The 14,304-nt window shown below is 69.5% G+C and carries 14 protein-coding genes and 1 pseudogene; 12 read left to right on the forward strand and 3 right to left on the reverse strand.

Annotated features, from left to right (window positions below):
* The first annotated feature begins 6 nt into the window (after nucleotides 1–6).
* Together ACW5EG_RS01250 and ACW5EG_RS01255 are read left to right on the forward strand one after the other, a co-directional pair.
* Nucleotides 7–717, forward strand: a complete 711-nt coding sequence (locus ACW5EG_RS01250) for a pseudouridine synthase (protein ID WP_457021382.1) — start codon at nucleotides 7–9, stop codon at nucleotides 715–717.
* A complete protein-coding gene (locus ACW5EG_RS01255; protein WP_457016821.1) occupies nucleotides 714–1,412 on the forward strand; it encodes an HAD family hydrolase in 699 nt (232 codons plus the stop codon). The genes ACW5EG_RS01250 and ACW5EG_RS01255 overlap by 4 nt, the downstream gene beginning before the upstream one ends.
* Before the next feature lie 49 nt (nucleotides 1,413–1,461).
* Here the strand turns inward: ACW5EG_RS01255 and ACW5EG_RS01260 are convergent, their stop codons facing one another.
* On the reverse strand, nucleotides 1,462–2,046 hold the full coding sequence (locus tag ACW5EG_RS01260; RefSeq protein ID WP_457020644.1) for a DUF1415 domain-containing protein: 585 nt from the start codon (nucleotides 2,044–2,046) through the stop codon (nucleotides 1,462–1,464).
* Complete coding sequence (locus tag ACW5EG_RS01265) at nucleotides 2,039–2,521, reverse strand: YajQ family cyclic di-GMP-binding protein (RefSeq protein WP_457020645.1); 483 nt, start codon at nucleotides 2,519–2,521, stop codon at nucleotides 2,039–2,041. Before ACW5EG_RS01265 ends, ACW5EG_RS01260 begins: the two co-directional genes overlap by 8 nt.
* Before the next feature lie 233 nt (nucleotides 2,522–2,754).
* Between ACW5EG_RS01265 and ACW5EG_RS01270 the strand changes: the two genes are divergently transcribed.
* From ACW5EG_RS01270 to ACW5EG_RS01285, 4 genes are read left to right on the forward strand one after another with little or no spacing between them, the layout of a single operon-like run.
* Nucleotides 2,755–3,867, forward strand: coding sequence for a prephenate dehydrogenase (locus ACW5EG_RS01270; protein WP_457020646.1), 1,113 nt, complete (start codon nucleotides 2,755–2,757; stop codon nucleotides 3,865–3,867).
* 51 nt (nucleotides 3,868–3,918) lie between these two features.
* Nucleotides 3,919–4,959, forward strand: coding sequence for an NAD(P)-dependent alcohol dehydrogenase (locus ACW5EG_RS01275; protein WP_457016826.1), 1,041 nt, complete (start codon nucleotides 3,919–3,921; stop codon nucleotides 4,957–4,959).
* Nucleotides 4,959–5,870, forward strand: a complete 912-nt coding sequence (locus ACW5EG_RS01280) for a DMT family transporter (protein WP_457016827.1) — start codon at nucleotides 4,959–4,961, stop codon at nucleotides 5,868–5,870. The genes ACW5EG_RS01275 and ACW5EG_RS01280 overlap by 1 nt, the downstream gene beginning before the upstream one ends.
* 10 nt (nucleotides 5,871–5,880) lie before the next feature.
* Nucleotides 5,881–6,432: a DUF1453 domain-containing protein gene (locus ACW5EG_RS01285; protein WP_457016829.1), complete on the forward strand. Its 552-nt coding sequence runs from the start codon at nucleotides 5,881–5,883 to the stop codon at nucleotides 6,430–6,432.
* A 131-nt stretch (nucleotides 6,433–6,563) separates the two neighbouring features.
* Here the strand turns inward: ACW5EG_RS01285 and ACW5EG_RS01290 are convergent, their stop codons facing one another.
* Nucleotides 6,564–7,181, reverse strand: coding sequence for an OmpW/AlkL family protein (locus ACW5EG_RS01290; protein ID WP_457016830.1), 618 nt, complete (start codon nucleotides 7,179–7,181; stop codon nucleotides 6,564–6,566).
* A 373-nt stretch (nucleotides 7,182–7,554) separates the two neighbouring features.
* On the opposite strand from ACW5EG_RS01290, the pseudogene aceF reads away from it, so the two are divergent.
* The 6 genes and pseudogenes from aceF to ACW5EG_RS01320 all read left to right on the forward strand — a co-directional run.
* Nucleotides 7,555–9,093 (forward strand): annotated as a pseudogene (gene aceF, locus ACW5EG_RS01295) (dihydrolipoyllysine-residue acetyltransferase); the annotation flags it as partial.
* A 98-nt stretch (nucleotides 9,094–9,191) separates the two neighbouring features.
* The gene (lpdA, locus tag ACW5EG_RS01300) at nucleotides 9,192–11,360 is read left to right on the forward strand and encodes a dihydrolipoyl dehydrogenase (RefSeq protein ID WP_457020647.1); all 2,169 of its coding nucleotides are present in this window, start codon (nucleotides 9,192–9,194) and stop codon (nucleotides 11,358–11,360) included.
* An 844-nt stretch (nucleotides 11,361–12,204) separates the two neighbouring features.
* The gene (locus ACW5EG_RS01305) at nucleotides 12,205–12,516 is read left to right on the forward strand and encodes a hypothetical protein (protein ID WP_457016833.1); all 312 of its coding nucleotides are present in this window, start codon (nucleotides 12,205–12,207) and stop codon (nucleotides 12,514–12,516) included.
* 35 nt (nucleotides 12,517–12,551) lie between these two features.
* Complete coding sequence (gene atpB, locus ACW5EG_RS01310; protein WP_457018370.1) at nucleotides 12,552–13,352, forward strand: F0F1 ATP synthase subunit A; 801 nt, start codon at nucleotides 12,552–12,554, stop codon at nucleotides 13,350–13,352.
* 64 nt (nucleotides 13,353–13,416) lie between these two features.
* A complete protein-coding gene (gene atpE, locus ACW5EG_RS01315; RefSeq protein ID WP_013534007.1) occupies nucleotides 13,417–13,698 on the forward strand; it encodes a F0F1 ATP synthase subunit C in 282 nt (93 codons plus the stop codon).
* A gap of 116 nt (nucleotides 13,699–13,814) precedes the next feature.
* Nucleotides 13,815–14,300, forward strand: a complete 486-nt coding sequence (locus ACW5EG_RS01320) for a F0F1 ATP synthase subunit B (protein ID WP_457016835.1) — start codon at nucleotides 13,815–13,817, stop codon at nucleotides 14,298–14,300.
* The last annotated feature ends 4 nt before the right edge of the window (nucleotides 14,301–14,304 follow it).

Consider the following 14,304-nt stretch of genomic DNA (forward strand, 5'->3'; position numbering starts at 1 on the left):
AGCGCGGTGAAGCTGCTCCGGTACCTTGCCAACCTCGGCTACGGCAGTCGCCGCGAGGTGCAGTGGATGTTCGGAGAGGGGCGCGTCACCGACCCCGCCGGCGAGGTGCTGTACGCCGACGACCGGGTCCCGCACGACAGCGTCCGCATCGACGGCGAGCCGCTCGATCCTGCCCCGGGCATGGTGCTGATGCTGCACAAGCCGGTCGGCTGCACCTGCTCGGCGAAGGGCCCCGGCCGCCTGGTCTATGACCTGCTGCCGCCGCGCTTGCGCCTGCGCGACCCGACGCTCTCCACCGTCGGCCGGCTCGACCGCGACACCAGCGGCCTGCTGCTGATGACCGACGACGGCAAGCTGCTGCACCGGATCATTTCGCCGAAGTCGAACCTGGCCAAGACCTACGAGGCCAGGCTGGCCGCGCCGCTGCGCGGCGACGAGGCGGCGCTGTTCGCCAGTGGCACGCTGATGCTGGAGGGGGAAAAGACGCCGCTGCGGCCGGCCATGCTTGAGGTCGTCGACGCCAGCCACGCACGGCTGACGATCACCGAGGGTCGCTACCACCAGGTGCGGCGCATGTTCGCGGCGGTGGGCAACCACGTCGACGCGCTGCACCGCTCGCGCGTCGGCGGGCTGGAGCTTGGCGATCTGGCGGAAGGAAAGTGGCGATTGCTCGATGCCGTCGACCTCGCGCGGCTGTTCGGCACGCAGGCATCGTGAGCGCGGTCGAACCGCTGCCGTTCTGGCCCGACGCGGTGGTGTTCGACATGGACGGGCTGATGCTCGACAGCGAGCGCGCGATCACCGACTGCATGGCGCGCGCCGCAGCCGAGGCCGGGCACGTTCTTCCGCAGTCACTGTGGCTAGGGCTGGTGGGCACCGGCGAGGCGGCGTGCCGGGAAATCCTGAGGCAGCGACTGGGCGCCGCTGCGGCCGACGCGATGCTCGCGCATGCCGACACGCTGTACGACGTGGTGGTCGATGCCGGCATGCCGCATCGCCCGGGCATCGTGGAGCTGCTGGACTGGCTGGAGCAGCGCGACGTGCCGCGCGCGGTCGCGACCTCCACCGCGCGGCCGCTGGCCCTGCGCAAGCTGCGACGGGCCGGCCTGCTCGACCGCTTCCACGCGATCTGCACCAGCAGCGACGTCGCCCGGCCCAAGCCGGCGCCGGATGTCTACCTTCTGGCGGCAGCCCAACTTGAGGTCGATCCCGCGCGCTGTCTCGTGCTCGAGGACTCGCCCACCGGCGTGCGTGCCGCGCTGGCGGCAGGGATGATCCCGGTGCAGGTGCCGGACATGGTCGAGCCCGACGATGCCGTGCGCGCGCTGGGCCACCGCATCGTCGCGTCGCTGGCCGACGCGCAGCGCCTGCTGGAAGAAGCCAGTTCACTGATACCCACGCCGGACCGGTAGCGGGCGCGCCTGGCGACCGTGCGGCGAGCGGTCGCGGCTGAAGCCGCGCCTACGGGGTGCCGGGAGGCGCGGCGTTTTCGGGGTCTTCCAGCAGCGCACGCCAGCCTTCGAAGCCCAGCGCGCGCACGCTGGCGATGTTGCGTTCGATGATCGCGTCCGGATCGGGGTAGGCCTCCACCGCGCGGTCCACGCTGGCCTCGCGCAGCAGGTGCAGGATCGGGTACGGCGCGCGGTTGGTCAGGTTCTCGACGTCGTCCGGCGCGCTGTCGGCGAACTGGTAGTCGGGGTGGAAGCTGGCCACCTGCAGCACGCCGTCGAGCTTCAGCGCCTCGACCAGCGCGTCGGCATCGCCGAGGAACTCGTTGTAGGCCAGGAAATCGTCCAGCACCTGCGGATGCACCAGCAGGGTGGTGTCGGTGGCTTCGGCCGGCGTGTCGCGCAGCAGGGCCAGCTCCTCGCCCAGTTGCTCGAGCAGGGCGCGCTCGGTGCTGGCGTCGCTGACCACGATGCGCACCTGGTCCCTGGCGTACACCGCCTTGGCGAAGGGGCACAGGTTCAGGCCGATCACCGCGCGCTCGAGCCAGCGGCGGACCTCGCGCTCGACCTGCGCGGCGTCGGGCGCGGACTCAGTCACGGAAGTTGTCGAACTGCAGCGGAAGCTCGAAGTCCTCGCCGCGCAGCAGCGCCATCGCGGCCTGCAGGTCGTCGCGCTTCTTGCCGATGACGCGCAGCTTGTCGCCGTTGATCTGGCTGTCGACCTTGAGCTTGGCGTCCTTGAGCTTGCCCTGGATCTTCTTGGCCAGCTCGCGCTCGATGCCCTGGCGCACGGTCACCTTCTGGCGCGCGCCGGCGACGTTGGTGTCGATGTCGCCAAACTCCAGGCAGCGCGCGTCGATCTTCCGCGCGACCAGGCGCGCGCGCAGGATGTCGGTCATCTGCTGCAGCTGGAACTCGCTGGGCGCGGACTGGGTGATCACCGCGTCCTCGCGCTCGAACGTCGCCTCCACGCCCTTGAAGTCGAAGCGGGTGGACAGCTCGCGGTTGGCCTGGTCGACGGCGTTGATCAGCTCGTGGGTGTCGACTTCGGAAACGATATCGAAGGAGGGCATGGCAATCCGGAATGTGTTGGGGAGTCGGGCATGACCCTTGTTGTCATCCCGAGCGCAGCGAGGGATCTGCTTCGACATGCGACCGGTGCAGATCCCTCGCCGCGCTCGGGATGACACCACGTGGTTGCGTGCCGCTGGACGCTAGGTTACCCCACGGTTGCGCCAGCAACGGATGCGCGCGCGCCTGCCAGCCCGTAACGTGTCGCGCTTCCGGCACTGACACCCCTCGACGCGTGACCCCATCCCCCACCATCGCCATCGTCGGCAGCGCCGGCACCTACGGCCGCTGGCTGCGCGGCTTCTTCGAACGGCGCATGGGCCTGCGCGTGCTGGGCCACGACCCCGGCGACCCGGGCAGCGATGCGCCCGAAGTGCTGGTCGAACAGGCCGACGTGCTGCTGTTCGCCACGCCGATCCGGGTGACCGCGGCGGTGATCGACGATTACGTGCGCCGCTCGGCGGGACGCGAGGCCGGCCGCCTGTGGCTGGACGTCACCTCGATCAAGCAGGGCGCGGTCGAGGCGATGTTGCGCTCGCGCGCCGAAGTGGCCGGGCTGCACCCGATGACCGCGCCGCCCAAGGCGCCGACGCTCAAGGGCCGGGTGGTGGTGGTGTGCGAGGCGCGCGTGGAGCGCTGGCGGCCGTGGCTGCAGGGCATGCTGGACGCGCTGGAAGGCGAATGCGTGCGGGCCAGCGCCGAGGGTCACGACCGGATGATGGCGCTGGTGCAGGCGATGGTGCACGCCTCGCACCTGGCCCAGGCCGGCGTGCTGGGCGAGTACGCGCAGGAGCTGGGCGGGCTGCAGGCGATCATGCCGTTCCGCTCCGCCTCGTTCGAGCTCGATGCCGCCATCGCCGCGCGGATCCTGTCGCTCAACCCGGCGATCTACGAAGAGATCCAGTTCGGCAACCGGCACGCGGCCGAGATGCTGGACCGGCTGCTGGCGCAGCTGGCGGAACTGCGCGACCTGGTGCGCCAGGGCGACGATTCGGCGCGGGCACGCTTCCGCGAACGCTTCCTGCACAGTCGCGACGTGTTTGGCGAACAGGCCCTGGCCGATGGCAACTACGCCTACGAACGGGTCGGCTACCTGCTGGCCGACCTGGTGACCAGGCGCTACGCCAGCGTGCACCTGCCGCAGGACCGGCCGGGCTCGCTGCGCAGCCTGCTGCACGTGTTCGAGCGCCACGGGGTCAGCCTGGAGTCGATCCATTCCTCGCGCACCCCGGGCGGCGAAGTGCACTTCCGGATCGGCTTCGTCCGCGATACCGATCCGGCCGCCCTGATCGCGGCGGTGGCCGAGATCGACGCCGATGGGCTCGGTCACGTGCTCGAGGCCGGCTGAAAGACACACGGATGCGGCATCATCACGGTTTCCGCCGATAGCGAGACCCCCATGATCCCCGCCTATGCTGCCCAGGCCGCCGGTTCGCCGCTGGCGCCCTTCGCGATCGAGCGCCGCGCGCCCGGCCCGCGCGACGTGCAGATCGACATCCTCTACTGCGGCGTCTGCCATACCGATATCCACCAGGCGCGCGACGAGTGGGGCGGCGCGATCTTCCCGATGGTGCCGGGCCACGAGATCATCGGCCGCGTGTCGGCGGTTGGCGCGCAGGCCGACCGGTACCAGGTCGGCGACGCGGTCGGCGTGGGCTGTTTCATCGACTCCTGCCGCGCCTGCCCGCAGTGCCGCGGCGGCCAGGAGCAGTACTGCGACGAAGGCATGACCGCCACCTACAACTCGCACGAGCGCAGCAGCGGCGCGCCGACCTACGGCGGCTATTCCACCCGCATCGTGGTCGACCAGGACTACGTGCTGCGCATTCCCGATGGCATCCCGCTCGACCGCGCCGCGCCGCTGCTGTGCGCGGGCGTGACCACGTGGTCGCCGCTGCGTCACTTCGGCGTGGTCGCCGGGCACCGGGTGGCGGTGATGGGACTTGGCGGGCTGGGCCACATGGCGGTGAAGCTGGCGGTGGCGATGGGCGCCGAGGTCACCGTGCTGTCCACCAGCGAGTCCAAGCGCGCCGATGCGCTGGCGCTGGGCGCGCAGGATTTCGCCACCACCGGCGATGGCCGCGCGTTCAAGAGCCATGCGCGCCAGTTCGACCTGATCATCGACACGGTCTCGGCGCCGCACGACTACAACGCCTGCCTGAGCCTGCTCAGGGTCGACGGCACCCTGGTGCTGCTGGGCATCCCCGAGCCCTCGCTGGTGTCGGCGTTCCCGCTTGTGTCCAAGCGCCGCCGCATCGCCGGCTCGATGATCGGCAGCATCGCCGAGACCCAGCAGATGCTGGAGTTCTGCGCCGTGCACGGCATCGCGGCGGACATCGAGCTGATCGCCGTGGACCAGGTCAACGAGGCCTACGAGCGCATGCTGCGCGGCGACGTGCGCTACCGCTTCGTGATCGACACGGCCACGCTGCGCGGCTGATGCCGGGGTCCCCCGGCCTGCATCCAGGCAAGGCGGCGGCGTGGATGCTCGCCGCCGGGGTGCTGTTCGCCTTCATGGACGCGGGCATGAAGTGGCTGGCTGCCGACTATCCGCCGTTCCAGGTGGCGGTCCTGCGCAGCATCTCGGCGCTGCCGCTGGTGGTGCTGTGGATCCTGGCGCGCGGCCGTGCCCATACCCTGCTGCGCGTGCACTGGCCGCTGCACCTGCTGCGTGGCGTGATGGGTCTGGTCATGATCGCCGGCTTCGTCTACGGACTGGCGCGGATGCCGCTTTCGACCGCGTACACGATCGTGTTCGTGGCGCCGCTGATGATCACCGCGCTGGCGGTGCCGCTGCTGGGCGAAAAGGTCGGCCCACGCCGCTGGGCCGCGATCGCGGTCGGACTGGCCGGCGTGCTGGTGGTGCTGCGCCCGACCGGTGCGGGAGTTGCCACCACCGCCGGCCTGGTCGTGGTGCTGGCGGCGCTCTGCTATTCGGTCGCCGCGGTCACCGTGCGCAAGCTGGCCTTGCGCGACAGCCCCGAGGCGATGGTGTTCTGGTTCCTGGTGCTGATGGCGGTGTTCGCCGGTGCGATCGCGGCCTTCGACTGGCGGCCGGTGCAGGCCGGCCACCTGTGGGTGATCGCGCTGATCGGGCTGACCGGCGCGCTCGGCCAGGTCGCGCTGACCCATGCCTTCCGCTTCGGCGAGGCCAGCCAGATCGCGCCGCTCGAATATGCCGCGCTGATCTGGGTGGTGCTGATCGACCTGGCCGTGTGGGGGACCCTGCCCGACGCGATGACCTGGCTGGGCGCGGCGATCATCGTTGCCAGCGGCCTGTACCTGATCCGCCGCGAGCGCGTGGTGGGCGCCGCGCACGATCCCGGCACCGCGCAGACCCCGCCGCCCTGATGCCGCGTCCATGCCCCTGCTGCTGATCCCCGCGCTGCTGCTGTGCTTCCTGGCCTTGGTGCTGCTGCTGTGGCCGCTGGGGCTGTGGCAGCGCTATCGCGCCGGCCGTTCGCGCAGGCGGGCGCGGCCGGCCTGGGTGACGTTCAACGCGGCCGGGCTGATGCTGTCGTCGGCGCTGTTGCTGGCGGGCGCGGCGTTTGCCGGGATCTGGATCGAGGGCGCCGCCTGGAACGCCGGCGCCGGCCTGCTGGCGGGGCTGGTGACCGGTGCGGCGGGGCTGTGGCTGGCGCGGTTCGAGGCCGGCAACGGGCAACTGCACTACACCGCCAATGCCTGGCTCGTGCTTGGGTTGACGCTGCTGGTCGCGGCGCGCGTGGCGCTGGCGGCGTGGCAGGCCTGGCATCGCGCCTTTGAAGGCATGCCTGCGCCGGTTCCGTGGCCATGGCTGGCGCAGCCGGCCAGCCTGTGGGCGATGGGCGGGCTGCTGCTCGGCTACCACCTGGCGTTCGCGCTGGGGCTGCGGCGCAAGCTGCGCAGGCTGGGGATGCTGCGGCGGGGCTGAACTTTGCCCGATCCGGTGGTGGTGGAGGGGGCGTTTGCCCGGCCACGTCCGCGGCGGCAACGCCGCACGCCGGAAACGACAACGGACCCTTTCGGGTCCGTTGCCTTGGTGCTGTCACAGGGTTCGCGGGATCAGAAGCGGGCGCCGATACCGAAGCCGACGGTCCACGGGTCGAAGCTGACGTCGCGCTCGACGGTCTGGCCGGCGACCTTCACGTCCGCATCGCCGTCCAGGTAGCGCGCGTCGAGGCGGGCGAACCAGGTCGGGTTGATGTTGATGTCCACGCCGGCGGTGCCGATCGCGCCCTTGGGCGTGGTCATGCTGACGTGTTCACCGCTGCCGATCGACTCGTTGCTGATGTTGGTCTGGTGGTAGCCCAGGCCCAGGAACGGGCGGAAGGTGTTGTCGGCCGCGCCGAAGTGGTACTGGCCGCTCAGCGCGAGCGGCTGCGACTCGACCGTGCCGAGGTTGCCGGCATCGCTGCGCACGCGATGGTTGAACTTGTCGGCCGCGCCCCAGAGCTCGACGCCGATGTTGTCGTTGACGTGCCAGGTGGCGCTCAGGGTCGGGGCGACGTCGCCGCGGACCTCGGCGCCCAGGGGATCGGCATCGGGCTCCAGGATGGTGGCGCTGCCGACCACGGAAAAACGCTTGCCGGATGCGGTGTCGCCATCCTGCGCAAAGGCGGTCGGGGCGACCAGGAGGGCGGTGATGGCGGCGGCAAGGCCGTAAAGACGCATGGACTGCATGGGGGAACTCCTCAGTGGTTGTTGTAAGTGCGCGCCCTTGAGGTGGGCGGCGCCTACCGTAGGCAGCCGGGGATGAACACGCGCCGTTGCACGGGGTGGACGCGCGGGCGTCGTCTGGCTGCTGTTCATCGCGGTGATCGACGCGTCCGCGATGCGCTTCGAAGCCGGATTCCACCGGAAGCGCGCAGCCATGCGCCGCGTGCGCTGCGCTTGCCGGTGCAGGCGCCGCGATGCACAGGCCGGATGTGAACGCCTGAGGCTGCGGCGGCTGTCGACCGGATGAGGGGTGATGCGCACGTTGCAGGCGAAACCATGCGCGGGGGCGTGACGCAGGAGCGACCGTGCGCAGGCGTATCGTGGCCGCGCCAGAACCGCGCTAGTTCCGATACACGCTGCAAACGCCGCTGTTTCCCGCGCGCCGCTCGCGTTGCCGCAGGCCCGGCCGGACTTCGGGACTGCGCAGCGATTGGCGGTCGGCGAGCCATGCCGCCACAATAGGAATCCCCTTGCGCCTGGAGAGGGCCGGATGGCCGACCTCAAAGAATCACGCGTCCCCGATATCGGCGGCTACGACGATGTCCCCGTCATCGAAGTGCTGGTCGCGGTGGGCGACACGGTCGCGAAGGACCAGGGCCTGGTCACGCTGGAGTCCGACAAGGCGACGATGGAAGTGCCGTCCGCCCACGCCGGCGTGGTGAAGGAGCTGAAGGTCAAGGTCGGCGACACCATCTCCGAAGGAGGCGTCGTTGCAGTGATCGAAGCCGCAAGTGCTGGCGACGACGCTGCGCAGCCTGCGCCGAAGCCCGCCGCCCCGGCCGCCGAAGTGCCGGTGCCTGCGCGCGCGAAGGAGCCCGATCCGGTGGTCGAACCGGTTGCCGTCGGCGGTCGTCCGGACCGCATTGCCCAGGCCTCGATCGACGCCCAGGCAAGCCACGCGCCTGCGCCCGGCCAGCCGCCGGTCCGGTTCGATGCCGACGCGCTGATTCCCGGCAAGGTGCCCTACGCCAGTCCCGCGGTGCGCCTGTTCGCACGCGAGCTGGGCGTGGACCTGTTCCAGGTCACCGGGTCGGAGAAGGGCGGGCGGATCACGAAGGAAGACGTGCAGAAGTACGTCAAGGGCGCGATGGCGGGCGGTAAGACTGCACCCGGCGCGGCTGCCGGAGGTGGCACGGGCCTGAATCTGCTGGCCTGGCCGAAGGTGGACTTCTCGAAGTTCGGCGAGATCGAGGAAAAGCCGCTGTCGCGGATCCAGAAGATCTCCGGCGCCAACCTCGCGCGCAACTGGGCGATGATTCCGCACGTCACCCAGCACGACGATGCCGACGTCACCGGGCTCGAGGCGCTGCGCGTCGCACTGAACAAGGAAAACGAGAAGGCGGGCATCAAGCTCACCATGCTCGCCTTCCTGATCAAGGCCAGCGCCAACGCGCTGCAGAAGTTCCCCGACTTCAATGCCTCGCTCGACGCCAGCGGCGAGACGCTCACGCTCAAGAAGTATTTCCACATCGGCTTCGCCGCCGATACGCCCAACGGCCTGGTGGTGCCGGTGGTCCGCGACGTCGACAAGAAGGGCGTGATCGAGATCGCGCAGGAAACCGGCGAACTGGCCAGGAAGGCCCGTGACGGCAAGCTCGGCCCGGCCCAGATGTCCGGCGGCTGTTTCTCGATCAGCTCGCTGGGCGGGATCGGCGGCACCGCGTTCACGCCGATCGTCAACGCGCCGGAGGTGGCCATCCTCGGCGTCTCCAAGTCGGAGATGAAGCCGGTCTGGGACGGCGCGCAGTTCCAGCCGCGGCTGATCCTGCCGCTGTCGCTGAGCTACGACCACCGCGTGATCGATGGCGCTGCCGCAGCCCGCTTCACCGCATACCTCGCGCAGCTGCTCGCGGACATGCGCCGGGTGCTGCTGTAGCACCGGCGCGGGCGCGGCCGGGCGCAGTCGACCCGGCCTGCGGCATCCACATTGCGCGATGAGGCGGGCCACGACCCGCCCGACCAGAGGAACAGAGCATGGCGAACACGGTTGAAGTGAAGGTGCCCGACATCGGCGGCTACGACGATGTGCCGGTGATCGAGGTGCTGGTCGCGGTCGGCGACACGGTGGCGAAGGACCAGGGCCTGGTGACGCTGGAGTCGGACAAGGCCTCGATGGAAGTGCCGTCCTCGCACGCCGGCGTGGTGAAGGAGCTGAAGGTCAAGCTCGGCGACAACGTGTCGGAAGGCAGCGTGGTTGTGGTGCTGGATGTTGATGACGCCGCAGCTGCACCTCCCCCGCTTGCGGGGGAGGTCGGCGCGCGCAGCGCGCCGGGTGGGGACAAGGCCGTCGCCGCGTCGCCCCCACCCCAGCCCGCCCCCGCAAGCGGGGGAGGGAGCAATGAAGCGGGCAGCGCTGGCGGCTCCGGCTCTGGCTCCGGCGCGGTGGTCGAAGCCACCGTCCCCGACATCGGCGGCTACGACGACGTGCCGGTGATCGAGGTGCTGGTCGCCGTGGGCGACACCGTGGCCCGCGACCAGGGCCTGGTGACGCTGGAATCGGACAAGGCGACGATGGAAGTGCCGGCCTCGCACGCCGGCGTGATCAAGGAGCTCCGGGTCAAGGTGGGCGACACGCTCTCCGAAGGCGCGGTGGTCGCGCTGATCCAGACCGATACCGCGGCGCCGGGCAGCCAGAAAGTGGCGCCGGGCAGCCGTCCGCCGGTTGCGACCTCGCATCGCGCGCCGGTCGAGCCGGCGCTGCCGGCGGCCGCGCCGAGCGGACGCAAGGCTGACGTCGAATGCGCCGTGGTGGTGCTGGGCGCGGGCCCGGGCGGCTACACGGCCGCGTTCCGCGCCGCCGACCTCGGGCTCGACGCGGTGCTGATCGAGCGCTATCCCGCGCTTGGCGGCGTCTGCCTCAACGTCGGCTGCATCCCGTCCAAGGCGCTGCTGCACGCCGCCGACGTGATCGACCAGGCCAGCCACGCCGGCGAGTTCGGCGTCGAGTTCGGCAAGCCGAAGATCAACATCGACGGCCTGCGCGGCTACAAGGACAAGGTCGTCGGCCAGCTCACCAAGGGCCTGGCCGGCATGGCCAAGCAGCGCAAGGTGCGGGTGCTGCAGGGCGTCGGGAAATTCGTTTCGGCCAACGAGCTGGAGATCACCGGCGACGACGGCAAGACCCAGCTGCTGCGCTTCGAGCAGTGCATCATCGCCGCCGGTTCGCAGGCGCTGAAGCTGCCGGGCTTCCCCTGGGACGATCCGCGGATCATGGATTCCACCGATGCGCTCGACCTTGCAGACGTACCGAAGAGGCTGCTCGTGGTCGGCGGCGGCATCATCGGGCTGGAGATGGCGACGGTGTATCGCGGCCTCGGCAGCGAGGTCACCGTGGTCGAGCTGGCCGACCAGCTGATGCCGGGCGCCGACAAGGACCTGGTCAAGCCGCTGGCGGACCGGCTGAAGAAGCAGGGCGTCTCCACCCACCTCAAGACCAGGGTGGTGGATGCCAAGGCCGGCAAGAAGGGCATCGAGGTCAGCTTCGACGGCGAAAACATTCCCGAGGGCAAGCTCTTCGATCGCGTGCTGGTCGCGGTCGGTCGCGCGCCCAACGGCGGCAGGATCGACGCGGACAAGGCCGGCGTGCGCGTCACCGATCGCGGCTTCATCGACGTCGACGTGCAGATGCGCACCAACGTGCCGCACATCTTCGCCATCGGCGACATCGTTGGCCAGCCGATGCTGGCGCACAAGGCGACGCACGAGGGCAAGCTGGCGGCGGAAGTCGCCTCGGGCGCGAAGAAGGAGTGGGTGGCGCGGGTGATCCCGTCGGTGGCCTACACCGATCCGGAAATCGCCTGGGTCGGCGTGACCGAAACCGAGGCCCGGGCCAAAGGGCTGAAGGTTGGCGTGGGCAAGTTCCCGTGGGCGGCCAGCGGCCGCGCGATCGGGCTGGGGCGCACCGAAGGCTTCACCAAGCTGGTGTTCGACGAAGCCACGCACCGCGTGATCGGCGCGGGCATTGTCGGCGTGCACGCAGGCGAGCTGATCGCCGAGGCTGCGCTCGCGATCGAGATGGGCTGCGAGGTCGAGGACATCGGCCACACCATCCATCCGCATCCGACCCTGAGCGAATCGGTGGCAATGGCGGCCGAGGTCTACGACGGCACCATCACCGACCTGTACCTGCCCAAGAAGAAGTAGCGCACCCCGGACGTGCCCGCAGGCCGCCGCGGCGGACCCGTCAGGTCAGGCTAAAGCGGAGCGGGAAATGGGAGGTTCTTCTCCCATTCAAGGGTTCGGCCGGGTTGCACGCGACTGGATCAGGCCTGCGGCCGGGAGTCGTCCCGAGCCGGGGGTTGCTCCCCGGCTCGGTCAGCCATCCATGGCTGACTCGCCGCCGCAGCGCATCCATGCGCTGCTTTCCGCAACCCCCAGCCCGGAACGACCATCGGCTAGTCACTATCGTGGCTTCGGCACCGCTGGCGATCGAGACATCGCAGCAGGAGCAGCGGGAGCCGCGTCCTGGCGGCCGGGGATCGCGAAAAGCAAAACATGGATGTTTTGCGCGCGAGTCAGGGCAGGAAGCCCTGACCGAGCGGAAAGCGATCCCCGGCCGACAGGGCGTGGCGTCGGTCCGAAGACCCGACGTGGCGCTTCTTCTTGTTGCATCCAGCTCCCGCGCTTGGGAGAAGGCCCATTAGAAAGCCCCGGCAGGGCCGGGGCTTGGGGGCCCGGAGGATCGACGAGGTGATCACGGGCCTGCAGGGATGGACCCGGCCAGTCCGGACAAGTTCCCCGGGGGAGCGTCACCTGGGATGCCGGTCACCATCCGGTGGGTCGGGGGCCCCGCAAAGGCACACCGTGGACCCGTCTTCAGGTTGTGCGCTGCAACACGTTGCCGTTCAAATGCTGCCCTTGCTATAATTTTGCGGCTTTGCCGGGCCGATTCACTTTTCGGCCGACCCTCCGACGACCAGAGGCACGGGCTTTGCGCGATCCCATCTCCGCTCACCGGCGCGCACTCGCGCAGGCAGTGGTGCCCCAGGTGATCGCGACGGCCCTGGCTGCGGTCGCCGCCCTGCTGCTGCGGGGCGGGGCGTGGTCGCTGGGGGTGCTGGCAGGTGGGGTCGCGATCATCGCCGGCGGCTGGCTGTCCACGCGCCTGGCGCTGGGCGGCGGTGTCGGCCCCGGGACCACCGCGCTGCTGCGGATCCTGGCTGGCGTGGTGGTGAAGTGGATGGTGGTGTTCGCCGTGCTGTTGGCGGCGGTGGCATGGGCCGGCTGGCCGCCGGTGGCGGTGTTGGCGGGAACCCTTGTCGCGTTGGTCGCCCAGATCGTGGCGTTGGCGCGGCGTTGATCCAGAGCAGTGTCATCAACAGGATGAGTCGAGACATGGCGGGCGAGTCGGAAATGACCCCAACCAGCTACATCCAGCACCACCTGCAGAACCTCACCTCGCCGGTCGGCGAGGGTGGCGGCTTCTTCACGATCCACGTGGACACGCTGGTGGGCTCGGTGACGATGGGCCTGTTCATGGTGTTCATCTTCTGGCTGGCCACGCGCAAGGCCACGGCCGGCGTGCCCGGCAAGTGGCAGGCGCTGGTCGAGATGATGCTCGAGTTCGTCGACCGCCAGGCGCGCGACACCTACCACGGGACCAGCAAGCTGGTGACGCCGATCGCGATCACCCTGTTCTTCTGGATCCTGATGATGAACATGCTCAAGTTCATCCCGGCCGATTTCATCGCCAAGCCGCTCGAGCTGCTGGGCGTGCCCTACTGGAAGCCGGTGCCGACCGCCGACGTGAACGCCACGCTCGGCATGTCGATCAGCGTGTTCTTCCTGATGCTGTTCTTCGCGCTGCGCGCCAAGGGCCTGGGCGGCTTCACCAAGGAGTTCCTGGTCGCGCCGTTCGGCAAGTGGATGATGCCGTTCAACCTCATCCTCAACATCGTCGAATGGGTGAGCAAGCCGATTTCGCTGGCGATGCGACTGTTCGGCAACATGTTCGGCGGCGAGATCGTGTTCCTGCTGATCTGGGTGCTCGGTGGCGCCGGCCTGCTCGGCCTGCTCGGCAGCGCCGTGTTCGGCCTGGGCTGGATGATCTTCCACCTGCTGGTGGTCCCGCTGCAGGCCTTCATCTTCATGATGCTGTCGATCGTCTACCTGAGCCTGTCGGAAGACGCGCACTAGAGTTCCGCTTTTCGCCCCACTTGAATCCTTCACCCTTACCAAGCTCGTTGTTTCGGAGAAAACCATGGAAACCGCACTGACCGCCCTCGCTTCCGTCCAGGCTTCGACCGTCCTGGCCATCGGCATCATGATCGGCCTGGCCGCGCTCGGCGCCGGTCTGGGCCTGGCCATCATGGCCGGCAAGTTCCTCGAGTCGGCCGCGCGCCAGCCCGAGCTGATCCCCGTCCTGCAGGTCCGCATGTTCATCACCGCCGGCCTGATCGACGCCGCGTTCATCATCTCGGTGGCGGTCGGCCTGCTGTTCGCCTTTGCCAGCCCGTTCCTGGTGGGCGGCCTGGCCCCGTAACTGTCGGTTTTCCGAACCGATGGCGCCTCCGGACGGGCTTCGCGGCCCGCCTGGCGGCATTTGGGTAGCCCCGGTCATACGACCGGCGGCGCCCTGAGTACAGGCAGAGCGCATCAATGAACCTCAATCTGACCCTAGTCGCCCAGGCACTGGCTTTCGCAGGCCTGATCTGGCTGATTGCCAGCAAGATCTGGCCGCCGCTGCTTGCGGCAATCGAAGAGCGCCAGAAGAAGATCGCCGAAGGCCTCGCGGCTGCCGACCACGCGCAGAAGAATCTTGCGCAGGCCGACGAACAGGTCGCCGCTGAACTCAAGGTGGCCCGCGCCAAGGCCAACGAGATCATCGAGCACGCACACCAGCGCGCCAACCAGATCGTCGATGCGGCCAAGGCCGAAGCGCTGGTCGAAGCGGCGCGCCTGAAGGCGGCGACCGATGGCGAGATCCAGGCGGCCACCACGCGTGCCCGCGAGGATCTGCGCCGGCAAGTCTCGTCGCTGGCCGTTGCCGGTGCCGAGAAGCTGCTGCGCCGCGAGATCGACGCCAGCGCCCACAAGGCGCTGCTGGACGAACTGGCCATGCAGCTGACGGACGAGGCGGCCTGACCCC

It is taken from the genome of Luteimonas sp. A611, from assembly GCF_054072715.1.